The sequence below is a fragment of the Streptomyces sp. CA-111067 genome, assembly GCF_050956065.1.
In the GTDB taxonomy this organism is placed as follows: domain Bacteria; phylum Actinomycetota; class Actinomycetes; order Streptomycetales; family Streptomycetaceae; genus Actinacidiphila.
In genome coordinates, this window is sequence record NZ_CP192103.1 from 2,885,472 (window position 1) to 2,903,683 (window position 18,212).

Annotated in this window: 21 protein-coding genes and 1 pseudogene; 10 read left to right on the forward strand and 12 right to left on the reverse strand. The window is 69.4% G+C overall.

Translation table 11 applies throughout. The features are described 5' to 3' along the window. Nucleotides 1-20: 20 nt before the first annotated feature. A complete protein-coding gene (locus ACQPW6_RS12525) occupies nt 21-794 on the forward strand; it encodes a GntR family transcriptional regulator (protein WP_433889662.1) in 774 nt (257 codons plus the stop codon). Nucleotides 795-813: 19 nt separating this feature from the next. Continuing rightward, nucleotides 814-1,320, forward strand: coding sequence for a nucleoside deaminase (locus tag ACQPW6_RS12530; protein WP_433889663.1), 507 nt, complete (start codon nt 814-816; stop codon nt 1,318-1,320). Between the two features lie 126 nt (nt 1,321-1,446). On the opposite strand, the gene ACQPW6_RS12535 is transcribed toward ACQPW6_RS12530, so the two are convergent. From ACQPW6_RS12535 to ACQPW6_RS12545, 3 genes are all read right to left on the reverse strand, one after another. Further along, nucleotides 1,447-1,908, reverse strand: coding sequence for a hypothetical protein (locus ACQPW6_RS12535; protein WP_433889664.1), 462 nt, complete (start codon nt 1,906-1,908; stop codon nt 1,447-1,449). Nucleotides 1,909-2,466: 558 nt separating this feature from the next. After that, entirely contained in the window at nt 2,467-2,733 is a 267-nt protein-coding gene (locus tag ACQPW6_RS12540) for a hypothetical protein (protein ID WP_433889665.1), read from the reverse strand. A 422-nt stretch (nt 2,734-3,155) separates the two neighbouring features. Continuing rightward, nucleotides 3,156-3,944, reverse strand: coding sequence for an SDR family NAD(P)-dependent oxidoreductase (locus ACQPW6_RS12545; protein ID WP_433889666.1), 789 nt, complete (start codon nt 3,942-3,944; stop codon nt 3,156-3,158). A 120-nt stretch (nt 3,945-4,064) separates the two neighbouring features. On the opposite strand from ACQPW6_RS12545, the gene ACQPW6_RS12550 reads away from it, so the two are divergent. Next, nucleotides 4,065-4,703: a TetR/AcrR family transcriptional regulator gene (locus ACQPW6_RS12550; RefSeq protein WP_433889667.1), complete on the forward strand. Its 639-nt coding sequence runs from the start codon at nt 4,065-4,067 to the stop codon at nt 4,701-4,703. A gap of 80 nt (nt 4,704-4,783) precedes the next feature. Here ACQPW6_RS12550 and ACQPW6_RS12555 read toward each other — a convergent pair whose 3' ends face one another. After that, nucleotides 4,784-5,428: an RICIN domain-containing protein gene (locus ACQPW6_RS12555; RefSeq protein WP_433889668.1), complete on the reverse strand. Its 645-nt coding sequence runs from the start codon at nt 5,426-5,428 to the stop codon at nt 4,784-4,786. A gap of 444 nt (nt 5,429-5,872) precedes the next feature. After that, a complete protein-coding gene (locus ACQPW6_RS12560; RefSeq protein ID WP_433889669.1) occupies nt 5,873-6,853 on the reverse strand; it encodes a threonine ammonia-lyase in 981 nt (326 codons plus the stop codon). An 81-nt stretch (nt 6,854-6,934) separates the two neighbouring features. On the opposite strand from ACQPW6_RS12560, the gene ACQPW6_RS12565 reads away from it, so the two are divergent. Beyond that, complete coding sequence (locus ACQPW6_RS12565; RefSeq protein ID WP_433889670.1) at nt 6,935-7,480, forward strand: hypothetical protein; 546 nt, start codon at nt 6,935-6,937, stop codon at nt 7,478-7,480. A gap of 26 nt (nt 7,481-7,506) precedes the next feature. On the opposite strand, the gene ACQPW6_RS12570 is transcribed toward ACQPW6_RS12565, so the two are convergent. Continuing rightward, nucleotides 7,507-8,247, reverse strand: a complete 741-nt coding sequence (locus tag ACQPW6_RS12570; protein WP_433889671.1) for a TetR/AcrR family transcriptional regulator — start codon at nt 8,245-8,247, stop codon at nt 7,507-7,509. Between the two features lie 113 nt (nt 8,248-8,360). On the opposite strand from ACQPW6_RS12570, the gene ACQPW6_RS12575 reads away from it, so the two are divergent. Next, on the forward strand, nt 8,361-9,131 hold the full coding sequence (locus ACQPW6_RS12575; RefSeq protein ID WP_433889672.1) for an MBL fold metallo-hydrolase: 771 nt from the start codon (nt 8,361-8,363) through the stop codon (nt 9,129-9,131). Nucleotides 9,132-9,214: 83 nt separating this feature from the next. Here the strand turns inward: ACQPW6_RS12575 and ACQPW6_RS12580 are convergent, their stop codons facing one another. Continuing rightward, nucleotides 9,215-9,793: a dihydrofolate reductase family protein gene (locus ACQPW6_RS12580; RefSeq protein WP_433889673.1), complete on the reverse strand. Its 579-nt coding sequence runs from the start codon at nt 9,791-9,793 to the stop codon at nt 9,215-9,217. 244 nt (nt 9,794-10,037) lie between these two features. On the opposite strand from ACQPW6_RS12580, the gene ACQPW6_RS12585 reads away from it, so the two are divergent. After that, nucleotides 10,038-11,075 (forward strand): RNA polymerase subunit sigma-70, encoded by a 1,038-nt coding sequence (locus ACQPW6_RS12585; RefSeq protein ID WP_433889674.1) that lies wholly within the window; start codon nt 10,038-10,040, stop codon nt 11,073-11,075. A 71-nt stretch (nt 11,076-11,146) separates the two neighbouring features. On the opposite strand, the gene ACQPW6_RS12590 is transcribed toward ACQPW6_RS12585, so the two are convergent. Beyond that, nucleotides 11,147-12,106 carry an SDR family oxidoreductase gene (locus ACQPW6_RS12590; RefSeq protein WP_433889675.1) on the reverse strand — a complete coding sequence of 320 codons (960 nt, stop codon included), beginning with the start codon at nt 12,104-12,106 and terminating at the stop codon, nt 11,147-11,149. 55 nt (nt 12,107-12,161) lie between these two features. Continuing rightward, a complete protein-coding gene (locus tag ACQPW6_RS12595) occupies nt 12,162-12,794 on the reverse strand; it encodes an NADPH-dependent F420 reductase (RefSeq protein ID WP_433889676.1) in 633 nt (210 codons plus the stop codon). Between the two features lie 195 nt (nt 12,795-12,989). Between ACQPW6_RS12595 and ACQPW6_RS12600 the strand changes: the two genes are divergently transcribed. Together ACQPW6_RS12600 and ACQPW6_RS12605 are read left to right on the forward strand one after the other, a co-directional pair. After that, nucleotides 12,990-13,892: a LysR family transcriptional regulator gene (locus ACQPW6_RS12600; protein ID WP_433889677.1), complete on the forward strand. Its 903-nt coding sequence runs from the start codon at nt 12,990-12,992 to the stop codon at nt 13,890-13,892. A 186-nt stretch (nt 13,893-14,078) separates the two neighbouring features. Continuing rightward, nucleotides 14,079-14,645 (forward strand): dihydrofolate reductase family protein, encoded by a 567-nt coding sequence (locus tag ACQPW6_RS12605; RefSeq protein ID WP_433889678.1) that lies wholly within the window; start codon nt 14,079-14,081, stop codon nt 14,643-14,645. A 35-nt stretch (nt 14,646-14,680) separates the two neighbouring features. Here ACQPW6_RS12605 and ACQPW6_RS12610 read toward each other — a convergent pair whose 3' ends face one another. Both ACQPW6_RS12610 and ACQPW6_RS12615 read right to left on the reverse strand, forming a co-directional pair. Further along, complete coding sequence (locus tag ACQPW6_RS12610; RefSeq protein ID WP_433894801.1) at nt 14,681-14,851, reverse strand: hypothetical protein; 171 nt, start codon at nt 14,849-14,851, stop codon at nt 14,681-14,683. A 17-nt stretch (nt 14,852-14,868) separates the two neighbouring features. Next, nucleotides 14,869-15,048: pseudogene (locus ACQPW6_RS12615) on the reverse strand (hypothetical protein); the annotation flags it as partial. A gap of 151 nt (nt 15,049-15,199) precedes the next feature. Between ACQPW6_RS12615 and ACQPW6_RS12620 the strand changes: the two are divergent. Next, nucleotides 15,200-16,480, forward strand: a complete 1,281-nt coding sequence (locus ACQPW6_RS12620) for an MFS transporter (protein ID WP_433889679.1) — start codon at nt 15,200-15,202, stop codon at nt 16,478-16,480. A 19-nt stretch (nt 16,481-16,499) separates the two neighbouring features. Here the strand turns inward: ACQPW6_RS12620 and ACQPW6_RS12625 are convergent, their stop codons facing one another. Continuing rightward, the gene (locus tag ACQPW6_RS12625; protein WP_433889680.1) at nt 16,500-17,102 is read right to left on the reverse strand and encodes a DinB family protein; all 603 of its coding nucleotides are present in this window, start codon (nt 17,100-17,102) and stop codon (nt 16,500-16,502) included. Between the two features lie 105 nt (nt 17,103-17,207). Here ACQPW6_RS12625 and ACQPW6_RS12630 point away from each other — a divergent pair, with 105 nt between their 5' ends. Next, nucleotides 17,208-18,173 (forward strand): NAD-dependent epimerase/dehydratase family protein, encoded by a 966-nt coding sequence (locus ACQPW6_RS12630; protein WP_433889681.1) that lies wholly within the window; start codon nt 17,208-17,210, stop codon nt 18,171-18,173. Nucleotides 18,174-18,212: the final 39 nt, after the last annotated feature.

An 18,212-nucleotide genomic window follows, 5' to 3' on the forward strand; every position in this document is an offset into this window, starting at 1 on the left:
GCATCGCGGATGACCTGCGCATGCAGATCGAGCGGGGCGACCTGGCCCCGGGCGCCTCGCTTCCGACGCTGGCCGACATCTGCGATCTCTACGCGTGCTCCATGAACAGCGCCCGGTCAGCCGTCGCCTTGCTCAAGGCTCAGGGGCTCATCACGGCAGGGCGGGGCAAGGCACCAGTCGTCCGCGTCCCTCCGGGGAAGGTCGTTCGGTCCTCCGAGCGCCATCAGGCAGAGAAAGACCTGGCTCGCCGGCCGGAGAGGGAGCGAGGGGCCATAGGGGAAGCTGAAACCAATCTCAACATGTCAATCGTGGATCAAGCGTTCAAATCCACGTACGACAGGATCCCAGCACCTGAAGATCTGGCCGAGGTCTTCGGGATTGCCTCCGGCGATGAGCTTTTGAGACGACGATACGTATCGAACGACTCGCGCACTGGCCACCTGCTGTCGTTCAGCACTTCCTATATGCCGCTCGAACTCGTTGGGTCTAATCCAGACCTGTTGGACGAGACGAAAGAGCCGTGGCCCGGTGGCACACAGCACCAACTCTCAACCGTCGGCGTCGAGGTCATGTGCATGGTGGACCAGGTCACGGGAAGGATGCCCACCACTGTGGAGGCTCAGCAGTGGGGCCTTCCTGACGGCGTTCCGCTCCTGATGTGTCGCAGAATCTCGCTGGACGCCCACGATCGAACAGTCGAGATCTCCGATGCGGAGTATCCGGCGGATCGCACCGAGCTGAGATTTGTCACTCCGCTCAAGCCATGGCGGAAGAAGACAAGCTCCAAGTCCTGAAGCAGCCGAAAGGAACATCGTGAACACCGCACTATCGGACGCAGATCAGGAATTTCTCGCTCGCGCGATCGACTTGTCTCGCCATGCGCTCGAAGACGAGGGAAAGACGCCGTTCGGCGCGATCGTGGTGATTGGCGATGAGATCGTGAGCGAGGGTACGAGCAGCGTTATTGAGCTTGCCGACCCAACCGCGCACGCAGAGGTAATGGCACTCCGCAACGCCGGTAAAAGTCTCGGCCGGCACCTGTTCGAGGACGGCGTCATGTACGCCAGCAGCGAGCCGTGTCCGATGTGCCTCGTCGCCTGTTACTGGGCCCGGCTGCCACGCATCGTCTTCGGCGCCACAAGCCATGATGTTGCGATGAACGGCTTCGAGGACTTGCAGCTCTACCGCGAGATGACCTACCCGGCGGAGCGCCGGTCCCTCCGGGAGGACGTAGCTAGCGGCCTCCTCGGTGAGCAGGCAGTCGAAGTGCTCCGATCCTGGTCCGCCGCTCTCCCCGAACCGATAATTCCGAAACTCTGACCATTAGGTTAATCGACGACGTTTCCGTTGAATGCGCCGATTGTGGGAAGCACTGTTGATGTGGCAGACATATGTCTGCCACATCAATGATCCGCTTCTATGCCTGTCGCGATCGAGGAATAGACGTCAGCCCTCCATTTTACCGAAGGACCAGCCGCTTACTTCGGAAATTCTTCCTCGCCAGTAGAAGCCGTTTCCCGGAATCCCGCTCTGACCGGGTTGGAAAACGCGCGCGTCTCGAAGGTGAATGAAGGCGGTCTGATCTTTGTCGCGGACGGCCTCTTGAAATCTCGGAGCCAAGTCTTCGACCGCAGCTAGCGCGGTCTCTTCTTCGGCTTTGCCTTCAAGGAAAACGTCCTCCCACAGCTTGAAGAAAAGCTCCATTCCAGAAGCTTCATCCAAGTCCAAAGACTTGTTTCCAGTTGCCTCGGCAATCTGCCGACGAATTCCCGCGAACCAGAGCCAGTTGGGGATGATGTTCCCGCTTACGGTCAAACCACCGACGGTGAGGACGAGGCCAGGACCATCATCTTCGCCCTGTGAACGATTAATGATGCTCACCAGATTGGTGAGCACCTGATCTTGCATGTCTGGGTCCGACATTTTCTTAGTTGCTCCGCTCTCTCGTTGTGGACCCCTTATCCCTATGTTCGGCAGGTTGCGAGCTGTGCATAGCCCGCTCCCCTAGAACTCTCTGCTCGATTCTCCTAACCACAGCAGCCTCCCCGGCCCCGTGGTGATAGTGAACCAAGCCAGCAGAGAGAGAGCGGTCGAGGCCGGATAGACTCGCGTGGATCTCCCAAAACCCCGCCACTTCACCACTCCTACGGCTGGCCTTCGGTCGCTCTACAGACGAAAGACCATTTTCCCTAGTAAGGTCTTCAGATTTTGCCTGTTCCAGGCCTTGCCGAACCCATTGACGCATGAGTTGGGTAACTGGCACTCCACGTCGTTTAGCAACTTTTCGAATTTCCGACATGACAGCTTGTTCCATTCGAATGGAACGAGAGACCATCGGGTATCGAGCCGGTTCTACTTCGACCTCGCTGGATTCCATATCCGCAAGACTGGTGGATTGGAAGTATTCGGCAAGCGATTCCATCTCATTTTCGCTCGGAACTCGACGATGCTCTTCGTTGGCCATCTTCATCTCCTTCCAAAGCTCCTGCGCTCACGGTCATCCATGTCGCGAGCGGTAACGACGTAGAACACGTTCTTTCCTCGTTGGGCGAGGAAGATGGCTAGATGTCGGCCACCATTAGTAACGCCCAAAAGAGCGTAAGTGTTGTCGCGCACAAGGCGCACCCGGATGGGTTTGGTTTGGCATGCATCCTCCACTTCGTCGGGGGACACACCGTGCTCCGCGATGTGCTCCTCGTTCCAGTCATCCCAGATCAGCTCATCGACCCGCACCTATCGAACGTACCACGCCCGTACCCCATATGTACCACACTGTGGTACGAAGGAAACGCGGCCACACAGCTTCGACTCGGCAGCTACTACCGCTGGCGGCCCAAGCACGCCGAGGCCAGGCGGTCGTGCAGCGATTGGCCCTCTTCGGACCCGCACGCCTCGCTGTGGACCATCGTCCAGGCCAGCGGACCCTAGCTCCGTCTCAGTTTCCGTCTCGTTCATGGCCGTACGGCGCCGTTCGGGAACGTACGGCCAGCCGCCGTCGGCCCTGCGTGTGGACGGGTACGGACGGCGTTGAACCGTGCCGGATCGTGCGCTGACCAGGGCGGACCTACCTGCAAAGCGAGTTACGCCGGTTCGATTCCGGTCACGGCCTCCAGTTCTCTTCCCACACCGTGAGTGCTCCGTACCGCCGTGCCGGCTCAAGCTGCGATGTCGGATTCGGGTGGGAGTGCCGGGCCGAGCAGCAGGCCGCCGTCCAGGACGAATTCCGAGCCCGTGGCGAACGACGCGTCCTGGGAGGTGATGAAGAGCAACAAGCGGGTGATGTCAGAGGGTTCGGCGAGGCGGGGGATGGCGAAGGGGTCGGGCGAGTAGAAGTCGGCGATGGCCGGCTGGCCCGCGACGGCGGGTTCGTTGATCAGCGGTGTGGAGACGACGCCGGGGTGGATGGAGTTGACCCGGATGTTGTCCCGCCCCAGCTCCAGCGCGGCCGTCTTGGTCAGCCCGCGCACGGCCCACTTGCTGGCGGTGTAGGGCGCGTAGAAGGCCGTGCCGACGTGGGCCATGGTCGAGGCGATGTTGACGATGGTTCCGCCACCGCCCCTGCGCATCGACGGGGTCACGGCCCGGATGCCGAGGAACTGGCCGGTGACGTTGACACTGAAGGCGTTCTCCCAGGCGCGGAGTTCGGTGTGCTCGATGGGGGCCGCCGGGTTCTGGACTCCCGCGTTGTTCACCAGGACGGCGACCGGCCCGAAGTGGCCTTCAACGTCTCGCACCAGTGCCGCCCAGTCGTCCTCACTGGCGACATCCAGGCGAACAGACAGAGCCCGATGCCCGAGCTGAGCAGCGAGATCGCGGCCGGCGGCGGCGTCGCGGCCGGCAATGACGACGTTCGCCCCCTCGGCGTGGTAGCCCCGCACATGGCTGCTGCCCATACCCCCGCTGCCGCCCGTGACGACGACGGTCAGACCCTCAAAGCGTCCCATGACGCATCCTTCCCGGCTCACATAGTGGTGAGCCGAGTGGCTCACCTCCTCTCTCAAGGTAGGAGCGGCGGCGAGGTGAGTCAAGTGACTCACCTCGCCGTGAGAGGCATACTGAGGGGCATGACGGCAGAGCCTTCGGAATACCACCGGCGCGTAGCAGCGCAGAAGCGGACGTCCATCATCGAGGCAGCGACGAAGCTGTTCCTCGACTCCGGCTACGACGGCACCTCGCTGGCCCGCATCGCCGAGGCAGCCGGAGTGTCGAGGGCAACGCTGTTCAAACAGTTCACCACCAAGGCGGCCCTGTTCGAGGCGATCGTCACCGAATACTGGAAGGTCGACGACGAGGAGGCGCCCCTCCCCGAGCCGGGGAACCTCCACGCAGGGCTTGAGACCATCGGACGCCGGTACGCGGCCCTGCTCACCCAGCCCGGCATGGCCGCCCTCTTCCGCATCGTCATCGCCGAGGTACCGCGCTTCCCCGAGCTCGGCGAGACCCAGTTCAAGCTCGGCAAGATGCCCTACTTCGAATCGGTCCGCCGCTACCTGGCAGCGGAGAACGCCGCCGGTACAGCCCGGCTCGACGATGCGGAGACGGCGGCGACCCAATTCCTCGGGATGATCTCCAACTACGTGTTCTGGCCGCGGATGCTGCTCGCACGCTGGGAGCCCGACGACACCGCCGTCACCGACGCGGTCGACCAAGCGGTGCTGACCATGCTCGCCCGATACGGCGCGCCGGCGACCCATGGCGCCTGAGACGCCGGGCCCCACCGCTCTGCTCTGCGTGACGCGGTCCGGCAGTCGATCGAAGCCGGCGGCTGACTGCGGGACAGCTCTCAGTCGGTGGAGATGTTCCACTTCTGGTAGCCGTTGTTGAAGCTCGCCGCGCTGCAGGGCTTCAGCTTCAGGTGGTCGCCGAGGCTGTAATCCATGCATTGCCCGGTGGCCACGTTCTTCCAGTCGATCCACGCGTTGCCGTACTGGGAGAAATCGGCGTAGTACTGCACCCACTTCTGGTAGCCGTTGTTGTAGCTCGCGGTGCTGCACGTATTCGCCACGATTCCGTTACCGGCGCTGCCGTCGAGGCACAGGTTCGTGGCTCCGTTCTTGAACTTGTAGGAGAGGCCGTCCTCCGTCACCGTCCACTTCTGGTAACCGTTGGCGTAGCTTGTGCTGCTACAGGTGGTCAACCGCAGACCGACCCCGGCGCTGTCGTCCAGGCAGTACCCGTACAGATACTCCTGGAATTCCTGGTTCCAGGAGGAGGTGGCGCTTGCGCTCGCCGCTCCGGGAGCCCCGGCGCTCTTCGATGCGACCCCGGATGTCGGCAGCGTGCCAGGGACGTTGTGCGAGGTCGCGCTGCCTTGGGAGGCCGTTGAGCCGGAAGCGGACGGGGCTGCGGTCGCCGCCGCCGATGTCACCGACCCACCTGTCGCGAGCGCGACTGCGGCAGCAGCGGCCAACGCATAGCGGAGCTTCATGAGGTTCCCTCCCCTTGCTCGGCCGGACTGTCCGGTGAGCGCTTCGATCTAACCAGGAGGCGGTTCGGAAATCTGGTGATATTCGGCCAACCTTTGGCCTAAACTGCTACGAGATCCATACGAAAATAACCTGGAACATGCCAGGTGCGGCTCCCACATCGCGAATGCGGCCAGCGAGCTACGCCGGTTCGATTCCGGTCACGGCGCCACGCCGACGGCCGATCAGCCCTCAGGCTCCCGGTACGCGCGCTACCAAGCCGTGGATGGGGCCGTTCGCAACGCCCGGCGTCAGCCGTTTTCCCGGCCCGGCAGCGGCGCGCCTTCCAGGAAGGCGCGATAGGCCGCGACGGCGGCCGGCTCGATGTCAGGGTTGGCGGGGCCGTAGCGGGCCGCGCCCGTGACCAGTCATTTGCGGGCACAGGAGGTTCCGCGCCCACCGAGGCGTCACCGCTCGCCGGTGGGAGCCGGGGCGGTCCAGCGGCGGTAGGCGGGGATGTCGACGTTGCTGCCGCAGACGATTGTGGCCACGTGGCGGCCCGCGAAGCGCGGGCGGTTTTCCAGGATTGCTGCGATGCCCAGGGCGGCGGACGGTTCTACGACGAGGCCGGCGTCGTTCAGGAGCAGGCGCATGGCGGCGATGATCGAGGTCTCCTGGACGAGGACGGCGTCGTCGGCGAGCAGGAGCAGGTCGTCCAGGACGGCCGGGATGGGGCGCCGGCCGGCGACGCCGTCGGCGATCGTGTCGGCCGAGTCCGTGGTGATGACGCGGCGTTCGCGCCACGAGAGCGTCAACGCCGGTGCGCCCAGCGGCTGGACGCAGATCACCTCGGTCCTGGGCGCCAGCGCCTTCAGCACATGGCCGACCCCGGTGGCGAGCGCGCCGCCGCCGAGAGCGATCAGGACGGCGTCGAACGACGGTACGGCGTCGGCGAGTTCGAGGCCGATGGTCGCCGCGCCCTCGCAGGTCTCGATGTCCAGGCTGTCCTCGACCAGCCTGATGCCCTCGTGCCGCGCGATGGCCGCCGCCCGTTCGCGCGCCAACTCGTGGTCGCCGTCGACCAGTTCGAGCCTGGCGTCCAGCGCGCGGATGCGGTCGAGCTTGGCCCGGGTCGCGAACCGGGACGCCACGACCGTGACGTCGAGCCCCCGCCCCCGGCCGGACCACGCCAGCGCCTGCCCGAGGTTGCCCGCGCTCGCGCACACCACGGCCCGCGCACCGCTGGCAGCGAGCGCGCTCGCCACCACCTCGGTACCGCGGCCCTTGAAGCTGCGCACCGGGTTGGCCGTTTCGAGCTTGATGCTCACCGCGCACCCGAGGCCGGGCTCCAGCGCCTCGCAGCGGTACAGCGGAGTGTCCAGGAAGACCGGGTCGATCACCCGGCGGGCCGCCCGGATCCGGGCGGTGTCGAGGCGTGTCCCCTGCATGGGCAGGAGCGTAGCGCGGCCCGCCCCCACGCCACTGATGATTACACTGGGTGAGACCAACACCGGGGAGCCGTGGTCGACTTGAGCCGTTTCGTTCCAGCGGAGTTCGATCTGTACGAGTTCGACGACCGCGATGCCACGGCAAGCCGAGGTACGGCTCAGCGGCGACGGTTCGGCAGTTGGAACGGGTTGATCGGCGCGCCGGCCGCCGATGTCTCCCTCGACTGGTCAGCCGGCGACTCCAAGGTGATCGTCTGCACGTCGGGGCAGAGCTACGACCGGGCCCAGGCAAGGTACCGGGCGGGCCATGTGGCTCTCGGCGGCGACGCCCTCCCGATCCCAGGCCGCCCGCAGGGACCGGGGGCCACCTTCCAGGCCCTCGACGAGTTCGCGAGCTCCGACGACCTGTGGACCGTCACCGGGGACGCGGCGAATCCGGAGGCCGTGGCCGAGACCGCCGCGCTCGACGGATTCTCCATCGGCCACCGGCGAATCGAAGACGGCATCGTCTTCATCGCGGCCGTGAACGTCGAGCCGGCCCGGTTCGAGATCCGCAAGGTGCGGGACTGGTCGGTCTACGACGTCGACGCCGGGACCGGCTTCCCGCTCAGCGCCCTGAACGGCTGACGCCACCTGAAGGGCCGGGCCCCGGCTCACCCCTCCCGGGACGGGAGCCCCACGAGCGTGGCGGTGAGCGTGCCGGCCAGCCACTCCTCGTAGACGTCCGCCGACCAGCCCCGTCCCGCGGTGAGTTGGGTGAACAGCTGCGGCCCGGCCAGCGCCCAGACGGCGTCCGCCAGCCGGGCCCGATCCGCCCCCGGCCGCAGCACGCCGGCCCCGTCCAGGTGCGTGACGAACGCGGTGACCCCGGCCAGCCGCTCCCGCTCGGCGGTCGCCAGGACCTCCCCGACGTCCGGCCCGGCCTGGGTGAGCAGGGCGAACAGCGCGGCCACCCGTTCATGGATGCCGCGCACGAACGCGGCGTAGAGGACGAGCTTGGCGGCCGGGTCCGCCGTCCGCAGGATCTCGCGCATCTGGGGGCGGTCGCCCATGGCCACGGGCTCGTCGTCGCCTGCCAGCGTGATGTCCCACAGGGCTTTGACCATGCCCGGCTTGCCGCCGAACGACTTGTACACCGTCTCGGCCGAGACGCCCGCGCGCTCGGCCACCGCCCGGATCGTCGTGGCGTGGAAGCCGTCCCGGAAGAGCAGCTCGCGGCAGGCGTCCAGGACGGCTGCGCGGTTGCGGTGGGCGGCCTCGCGCCGGCGCTCGGAGTTGTAGGCCCGGCGCGGCGCCTCGCGCAGCGGCTCGCGCGGGGTTTCACGCGGCGTTTCGCGCGACGCCCGCGGCGTTTCGCGTGACGTTCCGCGCGACGCCCGCGGCGTTCCACTCACCGCCTCGCGAGCCCCCTCACGTGGCGTTTCGCGTGCCATCCGCCCGTCCCCCCAATCTGTTACAGTCCACTGTATCGAATTATTCGGCCCCAGCTCCCCCGCCGGAGGCTCCCATGTCACGCCCCGCGACCACACAGGTGGCCCCCGGTGTCCACCGCCTCGGTGACCACGGCGTCAACTTCTACCTGATCGAGGACCCCGACGGCCTCGTCCTCATCGACGCCGGGCTGCCGTCCCACCGGGAGCAGCTCGGCGCGCTGCTGGCCGACCTCGGCCGCACCCTGGCCGACATCCGTGCCGTACTCCTGACCCACGGCCACCCCGACCACACCGGCCTGGCCCGCACCCTCCAGCAGGCCGGCGCCGACATCTGGATCCACCAGCGGGACGCCGGCATCCTGCGCGACGGCCCGCGCAGCGCCAACCGCCATGCCAAGCCTGAACGTTCGATGCTCCCCTACCTGCTGCGCCGGCCCTCCGCGCTCGCCCTCCCCCTCCAACTGGCCCGTTCCGGAGCCTTCACCGCCCCCGCAGTGCGGGACGCGCGGGTCTTCGACGCCGACCTGGTGCTGAAGGACCTTCCGGGCGCCCCGCAGGCCGTCGTCATGGCCGGGCACACACCCGGCAGCACCGCGTACGTATTCGCCGACCGCGAACTCCTCTTCACCGGCGACGCGTTGGTCACCGCCGACGCGTTCTCCGGCCACAACGGGCCCGCGCTCGTGTGCCGTTGCTTCACGCACGACAGCGGCGGCGCGCTCGCCGCGCTCGACCGGCTGGACGAACTGCCTCCGGTGGGCGTGCTGTTGCCCGGTCACGGGGAGCCCTTCACCGGTGGGGCCGGGGCGGCTGCCCGGCTGGCACGCGAGTACGGCGTGCGCTGACCGGCCGCGCATGTTCCCCCGGTCCGCCGCGTGCCCCGTCCCCACCCCCGTGACGCGGAGACGGGGCACCCGCACGGACGCGGTCACGCCTCCCGGGCGCGCTCGTACGTCAGATGGACGAGGCCGTTGCCCACGGTCCTGGTGTGGATCAGGCGCATCGGCCGCTTGTCGCTGGTCTCGCCGAACAGCCGCTCGCCCGCGCCGAGTACGACCGGGAAGACGGTCAGGCGCAGCTCGTCCACCAGGTCGTGCTCCATCAGCGTGCGCACGAGCGGGCGGCTGGCGTACACGACGATCTCCCCCCGTATCCGCCGCCTGAGCTGCGTGACCTCGCCAACCGCCTCGCCCGCCAGGACGGTCGCGTTCGTCCACCTGGCCCTCCGGATCGTCGCCGAGACGACGTACTTGGGCATGCGGTTCAGGCTGTCCGCCCACTCGCCGCTCATCTGTGCCGACCGGGTGGCGAAGTACGCGTCGCTCCCCCGTCCCATCAGCAGCGCCTCGGCGCCCCGTGCCTCGGCGAGTTCGAGTTCCGCCCACGCCTCCCAGTCCTCGCCCATGAACTCCTGGAACCAGCCGCCGTGCTTGAACCCGCCCTCGCCGCTGGGGTCTTGGACGACGCCGTCGAGCGTGACGTTCTGGCTGACCACGATCTTTCCCACTTCGGTTCTCCTCGCGCCGCGTTGTGGCTCTCGGGTGCGCGGCGACCGGCAGGACCGCCGCCAACCGGGTAGACGCCGCCGGGCGCTGCGAATTGGGCGGCGCGGCACCGCCCAGTTCGCCGTTCCGACGGCGTCTGCATCGTTGGGCGAGCCGAACGCCCGCCCGGGGGAACGCCCGCCCTGCGCAAGGGAGTTCTACGGCGAGGGGTCGTGCGCGATGACGAAGAGCTGAGGGTGCATGCCGATGGAGACGGACACGACCGACCTGATCACCCGGGCCCGGGCCGGCGACGACATCGCGTTCCGCGACCTGGTCCAGGGCCACTCCCGCGAGTTGCAGGTGCACTGCTACCGGATCCTGGGGTCGTTGCAGGACGCCGAGGACGCGCTCCAGGAGACGCTGGTGTCCGCGTGGAGCAACCTCGGCGAGTTCGGCCAGCGGTCCTCGCTCCGGACGTGGCTCTACAAGATCGCGACCAACCGCTGCCTGAGCATGTTGCGCGCGGACAGCCGACGCCCGCGCGCCGCACCGCCGTTGCCCGAGGCCGCCGCCCTGCCAGAACCCACCGTCGCCGCCGACACCCCGCCCTGGCTTGAGCCCTACCCCGACGTCCTGCTCGACCATCTCGCCGACCAGCGCCCCGGGCCGGAGGCGCGCTACGAGACCACGGAGGCGATCTCGCTGGCCTTCGTCACGGCCTTGCAGCTGCTGCCGCCGCGCCAACGGGCCGCGCTCGTCCTCCGCGACATCCTGGGCTACCGCGCCGCCGAGGTCGCCGACATGCTCGGCACGACCGGGGAGTCGGTGAGCAGCGCGCTCAAGCGCGCCCGGGCGACCGTCGACAGCCGCCTCGCCGACTCCGGCGACGGCACCGGGGCCCGCGGCCCGGCACGTAGACCCGACACGGCTGCCGAGCACCGGCTCGTCGCCCGCTTCACCGACGCCCTCGAACGCGCCGACCTTGACGCCCTGATCGACCTGCTCGTCACCGACGTGCGACTCGCCATGCCCCCGGCGATGCTGGAATACCGCGGCATCGCCTCAGCCCGCCACATCCTCGCCACCGTCAGCTTCCGCCCCGGCCGCGCCTACCGCGTGATCCCCACCCGCGCGAACCGCCAACCCGCCCTCGCCCTCTACCTCCCCGACCCCCACACCGGCCTCCACCACGCCTACTGCCTCCTGGTCCTCACCCTCACCGCCGATGCCATCACCGCAATCACCAGCTTCAGCACCACGTCGATCCCCCACTTCGCCCTCCCCCGAACCCTCCCGGCGTAGCTCCCGCCCTCCGATTCGCGAACGGCTCACCCACGAAGGCGGCCCGCGGTGTCGGCTCGGGGGCCCGGCCGTCAACTCGCCGGGAAGTAGTGGCCGTTGTCCAAGTCGGCGAGCAGCCGGGCCTGCGTGGGTTCCCAGCCGAGGGTCCGGCGGGTGAGGGCGTTGGACGCCGGGTAGGTCTGGGTGACGATGTTCGCGAGGAAACCGAAGTATCCCGGCACCATCAGTACGTCCGCGGGAACGCTCACCGCGGGCAGGCCCAGACGGCTGCCGAGGGCCTCGGCGATCTCGCGGAACGGGATCGCCCCGTCCCCGATCCCGTCCCCCTCCCCGCTCCCCACGGCGTGCCAGTAACTGCCGGCCGGTCCCTTCTCCAGCGCCAAGCGGAACAACGACGCGACATCGCGGATGTGCACGGCGTTCCACACGTTCGCGCCGTCCCCCGGGTAGCCGATGAAACCCTTCTCCTTCGCGAGCGCGATCAGCGTCGGGAGGAAACCGGCCCGATCGGTCGTGCTGTGCGCGATGTTGGCGATCCGCACGACCGACGACCGCACTCCCCGCTCCGCGAGGCCGACGACGGCGGTCTCGACGACGTTGCGGGCGCGCAGGGTGCCTCGGTACTCGTCGCCGCCGGGAAGGGCCGGGTCGGCCTCGGTGACCGGCCAGCCCAGGTTCCCCGGCGAACCTATGCTGCCCGCCGCGACCAGCGGCTTCCCGGTTCCCGCCAGTGCCTCGCCGTACGCGAGCATGATCGGGAGCTCGGCGGCGGCAACGGCGTCGATCCCGCCGGTGGGAAGCAGGTCCTGCCGGTGCGCGACGTGGATGACGCCGTCGGAGTCAGCGGCCGCCTCCTTGAGCCCGTCCAGATCCTGGAGGTCGCCGCGGCGCACCTTCGCGCCGAGCGCGGACAGCGCCGCCGCGGCCGCGTCCGACCGCGCCAGGCCGGTGACCTCGTGCCCGGCGGCGATCAGCTCGGGGACGATGTACGAACCGGAATGGCCGGTCCCGCCAGTGACGAATACGCGCATGCTGCTCGTCCTTGCGTGGGTCGTGGGGTGTGGGAATCGGCGTTGCGGAGTGCGCTCAACTCACAGTGCTGACACGGAGATAGAAGTCGGTGTGCTTCACGGAGTGCGCGACGAGGCCGAGTTGCAGCAGGGCGAGGTTCTCCAGCGCCCGCGCCATCGGCAACTCCCCGGTGTCGAGCGGGCGCAGCCCCAGGCTCTCGATGAACGCCGACACGTGTGCCTTTGCCTGCGCGTCGTCGCCGGCGATGAACACGTCCAATTGCCGCCCCTCGGCCGGGCCGGCCGCCAGGACGTGGGAGAACAGGGTGTTGAACGCCTTGACGACGTGCGCACCGGTGGGCGCGGCCTTCGCGATCTCCTGCGCGCCGGAAGTGCCGTCGGGGGTGACGAAGCTCTTGAAATCCGGGGCGACGGGGTTGGTGATGTCGATGATGACCTTGCCGTCCAAGGCGTCCCCGTATTCGCTCACCACCGCCGCCGCGCCGGCGTACGGCACGGCGAGGATGACGATGTCCCCGGCCGGGGCGGCGCCGGGCGTCCCGGCAGTGGCACCGCCGAGCGCGGCGGCGAATTCCTTGGCCCTGGCCGGGTCGCGGCCGATGATCTCGACGGCGTTGCCACCGGCGAGCGCCCGCTTGGCCAGGGCGCCGGCCATGTTCCCCAGGCCGATAATGCTGATGCTGCTCATGAGTGCGCCTGCTTTCTGAGGCTGAATGGGGCGGACCCGCGTCCTGTTATAAAGTCCGCGGTGGTGAATTCCTCTACCGAATTCACTCCGCCCCTATTGGTTACTTGTTAAGGGTGCCAGTGGCCCGAGCCGAGTGTCCAAGACCTCTTTTAGCCGTGGTGATACCGTGGAAGCATCACCAGGCCGGGAGGCGCCATGGATCTGGACCTGCGCAAACTCCGTTACTTCGTCGCCGTCGCCGACCGGTTGCACTTCGGCCGTGCCGCCGATGAGCTGCATATCGCGCAGCCGGTGCTGAGCCGGCAGATCCGCGCGCTCGAAAAGGACCTCGGCGCGTCGCTGTTCACCAGGGACCGGCACGGGGTCGCGCTGACCGACGCGGGCCGGCAACTGCACGCCGACGCCGGTCCGTTGCTGGCCTCCACGCACGCGATCCGCCGCCGGGTGACCGTGGCCGCGCGGGGCAGCCGCAGGATCGTGGTCGGCTTCCGGGCCGGCATCCCGGTCACCCCGGCGGTCCGGGCGTTCGAGGCCCGGCACCCGGACGTGGTCGTGGACGTGCAGCGGATCGAATGGGACGACCAGGCCCCGATGCTGCTCGACGGCCGCATCGACGTCGGCTACGTGCGGCTGCCCATCGACGAGGCCGGCCTGCGCGTCACCCCGCTGTACACCGAACCGCGGGTGGCGGTGCTGCCCGCCGCCCACCGGTTGGCCGGCAAGGAAGAGGTCACCGAGGCCGACCTGGCCGGCGAACCGCTGGTCTGGCCCGCCGCCCCGAGCACGCAGCCCACCCGGCGCCCGCACCCCGACGCCGGCTACCTGGCACGCGGGGTGGACGAGACCCTCGAACACGTCGCGGCCGGCCGGGGCATCTCGTTCCTGGCCCGCTCGGCGACCGTGTTCCACTCACACCCGGACGTCATCTACGTGCCCATCCCTGAGCTGGCCCCCGACCAGGTGTGCCTCGCGGTGGCGTCATCGTCCACCTCGCCGGTGGTCGACGACTTCTTCACCGCGGCCCAGTCGGCGGCCGCGATCACGGCGGACTGCGGGAACTACGAAATGTGGCAGCTCGGAGGCGACGCCGTTTCCTAGCGCCGGGCTTTCATGAAGCGGTCTGTCCGGCAGGCGATCAGCACAGCAGAAAGCGCGGCGGGCCCCGCTCGCTCGTCCGCGAGCTGCGCGATCCCCGGGTCGCGGAACTGGCGGCCGTCCGGCCGATGAGTCCTGAGACGTTCGGCAGTCCTACTGGCGAAACTGTCACCGACGGGAGGACATGTGATGCGCCGCGTGACCTATTCGATGAGCGTCTCGCTCGATGGCTACATCGTCGGGGCGGACGGGGATTTCAACTGGTCGCCGCCTGAGGAGGAGGTCTTTCGGCTCGCCACTGACGAGGTTCGGGGGGCCGGGGTGCATCTGTTGGGGCGGCGGCTTTATGAGGCGATGCTGTATTGGGAGACCGTCGAGCAGAGTCCGGGGATCGGGTTTTCGACGGTTGAGTTCGCCTCGCTCTGGAGGCGGCTGCCCAAGGTGGTGTTCTCCGGCACGCTGTCGGCGGTCGAGGGCAATGCCCGGCTGGCGTCCGGTGGGGTGGCGGAGGAGATCGAGCGGTTGCGGGCCGAGCCGGGGGAAGGGGACATCGCCATCGGCGGCGCCGGGCTCGCCGCACAGGTGGCCGCGGCGGGGCTGATCGACGAGTACCGGGCCCGGGTGTACCCGGTGCTGGTCGGGGGCGGCATCCCGTTCTTTCCGCAGCACGAGCGCCGGGTGGATCTCGAACCCGTCGAGACCCGCACCTTCAGCAGCTCGAAGGTCGTCTACCTCCGTTACCGCGTGGCGCGCTAGCCAGTCCGGAACGGGCCCCGCGGCCGTCACGGCCCTCACGCCTCGAAGACCGACCAGCAGATCTCGTTCCGCAACCGCTGGTCGTCCAGCACGAGTTCCCGGATCGCGTCCTGGAGCTGCTCGCGCTGCCAGCGGCACTCGGCTCGGCCGGCGGCGGCCTCACCCCGCCGCCCGGGTGCGACATCCTGGTCTCGCCGCGCGTCCACGCCCGGATCTGCGCGATGGCTTCCCGGGGGCGCGGGTCCGACGGTCGGGCCGACTCGAAGAGCGGCACGCGGTCCGCAGGGCCAGGAGCCGGTGGTCGGGGTCGGTGCCGCTGCGGCGGAGGGTGATGAAGCGGGGGTCGCGGATCGCGGGGAGGATCATCGCGCTCCCAGCGTACGCGGACGCCCCCGGGCGGCACGGTCGCCGGCTGCTCGTCCTGCGCGGGCGCCGGCGTGGCGGGCCCGGCGATCCCCCCGCCACCAGTGGGGCGGTGAAGGCGAACGTTTGTGTTCGTTCGTTTGCGTCAAAGCGCAGTGGTGAGGCTGCGACGCGGCCGATCGGAGCGTGCCGTGGAGCAGCCGCAAGGGGTGAGGGACGTGGCCGCGGCGGAGCAGGCGCCGCGGGCCGGGGGCTGGTTCCGGGTGTTCTGGCTGGGGCAGAGCGTCTCCGAATTCGGCGACCGGATCAGCGAGTTGGCGCTGCCGCTCATCGCGGTGACCGTGCTGCACGCCGGGGCGCGGCAGACCGCGCTGCTGACCGCGCTGATCTGGCTGCCGAACACCATCGCGCCGGTCGTCGGCGCCTGGGTGGACTCCCGCGTGCACAAGCGGCTGCTGCTCGTCGGGGCCGATGTGCTGCGCGCCGCCGCGCTGTTGAGCCTGCCGGTCGCGTACGGGGTGGACGGGCTCGGGCTCACGCAGTTGTACGTCGTCGGCGCGGTGACCGGCGTCGGGCAGACCGTCTTCGACGTCACGTACCCGACGTTCTTCGTGACGCTGATCCCGCGGTCCGGCTACGTGGCCGCCAACAGCAAGCTGAACACGACCCGTTCGGCGTCCTTCGTCGTCGGGCCCGCGGTCGGCGGCGCGTTGATCCAGGCGGTCACGGCGCCGGTCGCGGTGGTGGCGGACGCGGTCTCGTTCCTGTTCTCGGCGGGCATGATCGGACGGATCAGGGCGACGGAGATACCGCCGGCGTCGGACGCCCATCTCCCGTTGCGGACCAGGATGGCCACCGGCGCCCGCTACATCTTCCGGCACGCGATCCTGCGCGCCAGCCTCGCCTGCTCCACCACGATGAACTTCTTCATGTACGCGGCGCAGGCGATCATCATCCTGTTCGCCAGCCGCACGCTGGGCCTGTCGGCGGGCACGATCGGCCTGTCGCTCGGGGCGGGCGCGGTCGGCGGGCTGGTGGGCGCGGTCGTGGCGCGCCGGGCCGTCGCCGTCATCGGACTGGGGCGGACGATCATGCTGGGCGCCGCGCTCTATCCGAGCCCGCTGATCCTGCTGGCGGCGGCCGGCGGCGCCCGGTGGCGGAGCGCGCTGCTGCTGGGGGCGATGGAGTTCCTGTCCGGGCTCGGCGTGATGTTCTTCGACATCGGCAACAACTCGCTGCGCGCCGCGGTGACGCCCGACAGCCTGCGCAGCCGGATATCGGGCGCCTACAGCGCGATCAACTACGGCTGCCGGCCGATCGGCGCGCTGGTCGGCGGGTGGCTGGCGGCGGGGGTCGGCATGCGGCCGACGCTGCTCACCGCGGGCATCTGCGGTCCGCTGGGGAGCCTTTGGCTGCTGCTGTCCCCCGTGCCCGGCATCAAGGTGGTGCCGGAGTCGGTCAACAAGGACTGAAACAGAGGACGTTGGGCCGTCAGTCCGACGCGGACGCCGCCTCGGCCGCCTTCGCCGCCCGCTCCAGGCGCTCGCGGTAGTCCTCCCACCAGGCCGCGTCACCGTCCGGCACGCCGACGTTGCCCTCGTTCATCCCCACGGTGCCGTCGAGGAGTTCGCGGAGGATGTCGGCGTGGCCCGCGTGCCGGTGGGTGTCGGCGATCACCCGTACGACGGCGTGGTGCAGCGTCACCTCGTCCCGGCCGGCCGGCCACCACGGGACCCGGCCGACGGCGTCCAGCGGCAGCGCGTCGAGCGTCGCCGCCGAGTGCGCCCAGGCGTTGCGGTACCGCTGGACGATGTACTCGCGCGTCTCCTGCGCGGTGGCCCACATGTCGGCGTTGGGCTCGGTCTCCTCGCCCATCCACTGCGGGAGTTCACCGGACGGGCGGCCGAACGTGTCGCCCAGGTAGCCGAGTTCGGCGCCGGAGGCGTGCTTGACCAGGCCCAGCAGGTTGGTGCCGGTCGGCGTCAGCGGGCGGCGGACGTCGTACTCCGAGAGGCCGTCGAGCTTCCAGAGCAGCGCGTCGCGGGCGTACTGGAGGTAGCGGCGGAGGTCGTCCTTGGGATCAGGTGCGGTCATGGGCACCAGTCTGCCGATCGGCCCCGCGCGCGCCACCCCATTACCCCGCGGGGCGCGGACCGAGCCGCGGCCGGCGGGCACGGCGAGTTGGTAGCGTCACCTCCCATGCGCATCCTGGTACTCGGCGGCACCTCCTTCGTCGGCCGCGCCATCGTCGCGGACGCCCTCGACGGCGGCGCGGAGGTGACGCTCTTCGGCCGCGGCAGGACCGGGCCCGAGCTGTTCCCCGGCGTGGAGCGGCGGACCGGCGACCGCGACACCGGCGACTACGCGAGCCTCGGGCCGGAACACGGCGGCGAGTGGGACGCGGTCGTGGACGTCAGCGGGTACGTGCCGCGGCACGTCGGCCAGGCGATGGACGTGCTCGGCGACCGGGTCGGGCGGTACCTGTTCGTCTCCAGCCACGCCGTGTACGCCCGCGAAGGCGTCGGACCCGGCTCGGACGAGGACACCCCGCGGCGCCAACCGGTGCGCGACACCGAGGAGTTGACGGAGGCCACGTACGGCCCGCTGAAGGCCGCCTGCGAGGACGACGTCACCGCGCGGTACGGGTCGCGCGCCACAGTGGTGCGGCCGGGCAAGGTCGCCGGGCCGCACGACCCGTCCGACACGTTCACGTACTGGGTGCGGCGGGCCGCGCGCGGCGGGCGGGTGGCGGTGCCCGCGGACCCGGCGCAGCCGGTGCAGGTCGTCGACTCGCGGGACCTGGCCCGGCTGGTGGTGCGGCTGGTCGCCGACAGGCGCGGCGGCGCGTTCCACGCGGTAGGGCCGGCCGAACCGGTCACGCTCGGCGGCCTGATCGAGACGTGCGCGGTCGCGGCGGGTACCGAGGTCGAGCTCGTACGGGTGCCGGCCGACGACCTGCCGGGGCCGTTCTTCCCGCTGCTGCGCCCCGACTGGGCGAGCCAGCAGCGCAGTTCGGCGCGGGCGCGGGCGGCGGGGATGCCCGCGACGCCGCTCGCGGTGACCGCGGCCGACGTGCTGGCCTGGGACCGTTCCCGCGGCGAACCGCCGCTGAGGTGCGGCTTCACGCCGGAGGCCGAACGGGAGCGGGTGGCCGGCCGGCCGTGATTGGCCCAGGATTTCCGCTGCCGAGTGGTACAGGTGCGG